Origin of the sequence: Rhodococcus sp. MALMAid1271, from assembly GCF_049195265.1 — a bacterium.
Taxonomy (GTDB): domain Bacteria; phylum Actinomycetota; class Actinomycetes; order Mycobacteriales; family Mycobacteriaceae; genus Rhodococcoides.
In genome coordinates this window covers 1-4,446 of sequence record NZ_JBMIRQ010000072.1, presented here as the reverse complement: position 1 = coordinate 4,446, position 4,446 = coordinate 1, and the positions used below count along the sequence as shown (strand labels likewise).

The 4,446-nt window shown below is 64.9% G+C and carries 5 protein-coding genes; 3 read left to right on the top strand and 2 right to left on the bottom strand.

Annotated elements, in window-relative coordinates; translation table 11 throughout:
* On the top strand, positions 1–226 hold a 226-nt coding region (locus ACOQFP_RS10295; RefSeq protein WP_421584259.1), incomplete at its 5' end, for a metal-sensitive transcriptional regulator.
* A gap of 29 nt (positions 227–255) precedes the next feature.
* Here ACOQFP_RS10295 and ACOQFP_RS10290 read toward each other — a convergent pair.
* Both ACOQFP_RS10290 and ACOQFP_RS10285 read right to left on the bottom strand, forming a co-directional pair.
* Positions 256–489, bottom strand: coding sequence for a hypothetical protein (locus ACOQFP_RS10290; protein ID WP_421584258.1), 234 nt, complete (start codon positions 487–489; stop codon positions 256–258).
* 280 nt (positions 490–769) lie between these two features.
* On the bottom strand, positions 770–1,975 hold the full coding sequence (locus ACOQFP_RS10285; RefSeq protein ID WP_206491142.1) for an NAD(P)/FAD-dependent oxidoreductase: 1,206 nt from the start codon (positions 1,973–1,975) through the stop codon (positions 770–772).
* A gap of 302 nt (positions 1,976–2,277) precedes the next feature.
* Here ACOQFP_RS10285 and ACOQFP_RS10280 point away from each other — a divergent pair, with 302 nt between their 5' ends.
* Together ACOQFP_RS10280 and ACOQFP_RS10275 are read left to right on the top strand one after the other, a co-directional pair.
* Positions 2,278–3,672, top strand: coding sequence for an MBL fold metallo-hydrolase (locus ACOQFP_RS10280; protein WP_421584257.1), 1,395 nt, complete (start codon positions 2,278–2,280; stop codon positions 3,670–3,672).
* 31 nt (positions 3,673–3,703) lie between these two features.
* A partial coding sequence (locus tag ACOQFP_RS10275) for a GntR family transcriptional regulator (RefSeq protein ID WP_421584256.1) occupies positions 3,704–4,446 on the top strand: 743 nt, incomplete at its 3' end.

Sequence of the window (4,446 nt, the reverse complement as noted above, 5' to 3'; positions counted from 1 at the left end):
CCGCCTACGGCGTGCACAGGGCCAGCTGTCAGGCGTGATCGCCATGATCGAAAGTGGCCGTGACTGCAAAGACGTCGTCACCCAGCTGGCTGCGGTGTCGAAGGCGCTCGACCGGGCCGGGTTCAAGATCGTCGCCACCGGACTCCGCGAGTGCATCACGGGAGCGGAAACGGGCGAGAAGATGAGTGAAGCGGAGCTCGAGAAGCTGTTTCTCGCCCTCGCCTGAGGTCGGCGCAGCAGTCGGCCGGAATCAGGTCAGCGGGGTCCGTGCGGGTGGGTGAACACCGCACGGGCCCAGAGCGCTGTGGACAGCACGGCTGCCACCGCGCCCAGATACAGCCCGATCGACGGCCCCGTGTACGCCGCAACCGGAGCCAGTGATTGCCGCGACCAGATCGCGAGCACACCGAACACCATGGTGACGCCGTTGCCCGCTAATGCCAAAGCGGCCCAACGGAACCGCCGAACCAGACGCGCGATCGAGGCCACCTAACGGTGAACGTGACGCTGAATGCAGTGAACAGCGTCGCCAAGACCCCAGCTGATTCCGCATCGGCGCGCGCGGTGCGAAGAAGAACGTGGTACCCGTGCGCTGCGCCTGTGTGCGGAAGAACGATTCCGGTTACGGCCGCCGACGCCAGAACGAGCAGATGCGGCGTGAGCCGGGTAATCACCACCTCGGGTATCACGCGTCGTTCGATGGCCTCGAACACCGACCGATAGTGGCTCAGGTCGCCCTCGCGGTCATGGCTGTGCGGCGGTCTATCGCTCACGCTCGGCCGGTGAGGATGGCGTTCCAATACAGCGCCGGCAGACCGCGCCTCTTCAGGAACCACATGTCGCGGCGTTCGTGGGTGGTGTCGATGAACGGGATAGAGGGTGCGGGCTGCATCGTGTAGTCGAATTCGGCGAGAAGCATTGTGTTACGTGAGGTCGTCAGGGGGCAGGACGCGTAGCCGCCGTACTGCGCGGTCAGCGGACGGCCGGCGATGCTCGCCTGCAGGTTCTCGGCGACCACGGGTGCTTGCTTGCGGATGGCGGCACCGGTCTTGGAATTCGGCGAGGATCCGGCGTCACCGAGGGCGAAGATGTTGCCGAATCTGTTGTGCCGCAGAGTGTTCTTGTCGATCTGTACGTATCCGGCGGGGTTGTCGGGGTCCGCTATGGGGCTGGCCTTGATCCAGTCCGGTGCGGATTGGCGCGGTACGACGTGGAGCAGGTCGTAGGGTAGCTCTTCGCTCACTCCCGCAGCATTGTCGGTGATCGTCACCGAGCGGCCGTCGGGATCGACGGCGGTGACCTCGCTGTTCTTACGCACCTCGATGCCGTAGCGCGCTATCACCCGCTCGAGCTCCTCGGCGAAGACCGGCACCCCGAACATTCCGGGCGTGGGCAGGACGAGGACAACTCGGATGGCGTCGAGCACGCCCTGCTCGCGCCAGTAGTCGGCCGCGAGGTACGCGATCTTCTGTGGCGCACCCGCGCATTTGATGGGGCCGGAGGGCATCGTGAACACGGCGGTGCCCGAACGCATCTTCTGGATCATCTGCCACGTCTTGGGTGCGAGATCGTAGCGATAGTTGCTCGAGACCTGCGGGGTGTCGATCGATTCGGCCATGCCGGGAACGGAGTCCCAGTCCAGTTGAATACCGGGGCACACCACCAGGTGGTCGTAGTGCACGGTGGTTCCCGAGGAGGTGCTGACCGTCTGGGCATCGGGGTCGACCCCCTCTGCTCGATCCTTGATCCAGCCGACGCCCTGCGGCATCACCGACGCCTCGCTGCGCGCACTTTCCGCGGCCGGGGCGCGGCCACCACCGACGAGGGTCCACAGCGGTTGGTAGTAGTGGGTCTCTGCCGGCTCGATGACGCCGATGTCGGTCATTCCTGCTCGCCGCAGACGTGCCGCGAGCGAGATACCCGCGTTGCCGCCACCGATGATGGCGACCTTGTGGTCGATGGTGTGCGCGGACATGTGGTCCTCCTGTTCGTGACACGAGCTCGGTAAGCGCGGTCTCGATTCGGCTGGCGTGGGGCGGGGAATATCGCCCCTTCTTGATTGTTCGTACGGATGTACGTACATTTAAGGAGGCTAGTCGCCGATCGCGACGAACGCCACACTCGGGTCGGTCGAATTTTCTTCCCCCGTCCCGGCAGAGACAGACGTGTTGGTCGACGACCCTTGCAGTGCGTGCCGAACCTGTTGAACACACCCCCGCCGGGTGGGACTACTTCTTCATCTGCACGAACGCCGCCACGATCGACAAGGAGATTTGAATGCTTCTCGAACGCATCTACGACGAAGACCTCGCCCAAGCCGGATACTTCATCGGCTGCCAGGCCAAGGGAGAGGCAGTGGTGGTCGACGCCCGCCGCGACATCGGTGTGTACCTGGACCTGGCCGATCGGCATGGCATGACCATCACCGCCGTGACCGAGACCCACATCCATGCCGACTACCTGTCCGGCACCCGCGAGCTGGCCGAGGCCACCGGCGCGACCACCTACGTCTCAGGAGAGGGCGGCGACGACTGGCAGTACGGCTTCGATGCCGAACGCCTCCACGACGGCGACACGCTGGCTCTGGGCAACATCACCGTGCAAGCCGTTCACACGCCCGGTCACACCCCGGAGCACCTCTCGTTCCTGGTGACCGACGGTGCCTTCGCCGATTCTCCGGGATACATGTTGACGGGCGACTTCGTTTTTGCCGGCGATCTCGGCCGCCCGGACCTACTCGACGAAGCTGCCGACGGTGTCGACACCCGTTTCGAGGGGGCAAAACAGATTTTCCGCAGTCTCAAGCGGTCATTTGTCACGCAGCCGGATTATATCCAGGTCTTCCCGGGTCACGGTTCGGGCAGCGCCTGCGGAAAAGCTCTCGGCGCGCTCCCGTCGACCAGCGTCGGCTACGAACGCCGTTTCGCTTGGTGGGCCGGGTATGTCGAGCGCGACGACGAGCAGGGCTTCGTCGATGAGATGCTCGACGGCCAACCGGATGCACACGCCTACTTCGGCCGGATGAAGCGTCAGAACAAGCAGGGCCCGGTCGTTCTCGGGCCACTCTCTCCCTTGCACGAGTACGACTCCACCGAATTGGCACGCGCCCTCGATTCCGACGAGGTCGTCCTCCTCGACACCCGCGGCCAAGACGAGGTGCACGCCGGCGCTGTCCCCGGAGCGCTCAACATTCCCGGCATCGGCAAGGCAGCCTCGTTCGGTGCCTGGGTCTACGACCCCGAGCGAGAGGACACTCCACTGGTGGTGCTCGCCGAGGACCACGCCGTCGCCGACGAGCTACGTGATCACCTGCTGCGGGTCGGCATCGATACGGTGACCGGGTACATCACAAGTCTACGAGGACTCCCCATGACGACACCCGAGACGATCGGTGCGGACGAGCTGGATTCGTTCGACCCGGCAATGGTGCTGGACGTGCGCAACAAGACCGAACATGCCGACGGCCACATACCTGGTTCCGAACAACTCAGCGGTGGCCGATTGCTGTGGAACCTCGATGGACTGCCCACGGGCGGTCCGATCGTGACCTACTGCCAGAGCGGCGTCCGTAACGCGGTCGCAGCCAGCGCATTGCGCCGCGCCGGCTACCGAGTTGTCGAACTCGAGGGCAGCTACGCCGCCTGGGCCGAGCACAACCTCGAAACAGTCTGATCGAATACACAGATCGACAGGAGGGCCTTTGATGGTTGAACCCGATCGCAGTGCCGCGCTCGACCGCTCCAGTGCGATGCCGCTGTGGGCGCAACTGCATGCCGATCTGGTCCGCCGAATCGGTGACGACGAATTCGCCGGCTCCGAGTTCCCGGGCGAGCATGCGTTGACGACGAGCTACGGCGTGAGCCGTCACACCACCCGCGAGGCCCTGCGACACCTGCGGAACGAAGGCATCTTGATTGCAGAGCGTGGCCGGCCTTCTCGGTTGGCGGCTCCGCCGGTGATCGAGCAACCGCTCGGTGCGCTCTACAGTCTCTTCGCTGCCGTGGAAGCCACGGGAGTGGCTCAGCACAGCGTGGTGCGTGCACTCGAACTGCGGACCGACCCCGCGGTGGCCGCCACCTTGCAGGTCGGTCCCAAGGCTCCGCTGCTCTACCTGGAGCGCATCCGTATGGCAGGGACCATGCCGTTGGCGCTCGACCATGCCTGGTTGCCGGGGGATCTGGCACGCGACCTCCTGGATGCGGACTTCACTCACACGGCTCTGTACATCGAGCTCGAGCAACGCTGCGGAATCCGCCTGACCGGTGGCCGCGAGGACGTCACTGCCGTCGTCCCGGATCCGGAGGATGCGGCAGCACTCGAACTCGACTCGAAGACCGCCGCGCTGTCGATCCGCCGCTTGGGTTGCATGAATTCCCGGCCGGTGGAGTTGCGGCACACAGTGATTCGAGGAGATCGGTTCACCGTCTCGGCCACGTTCTCACCGAG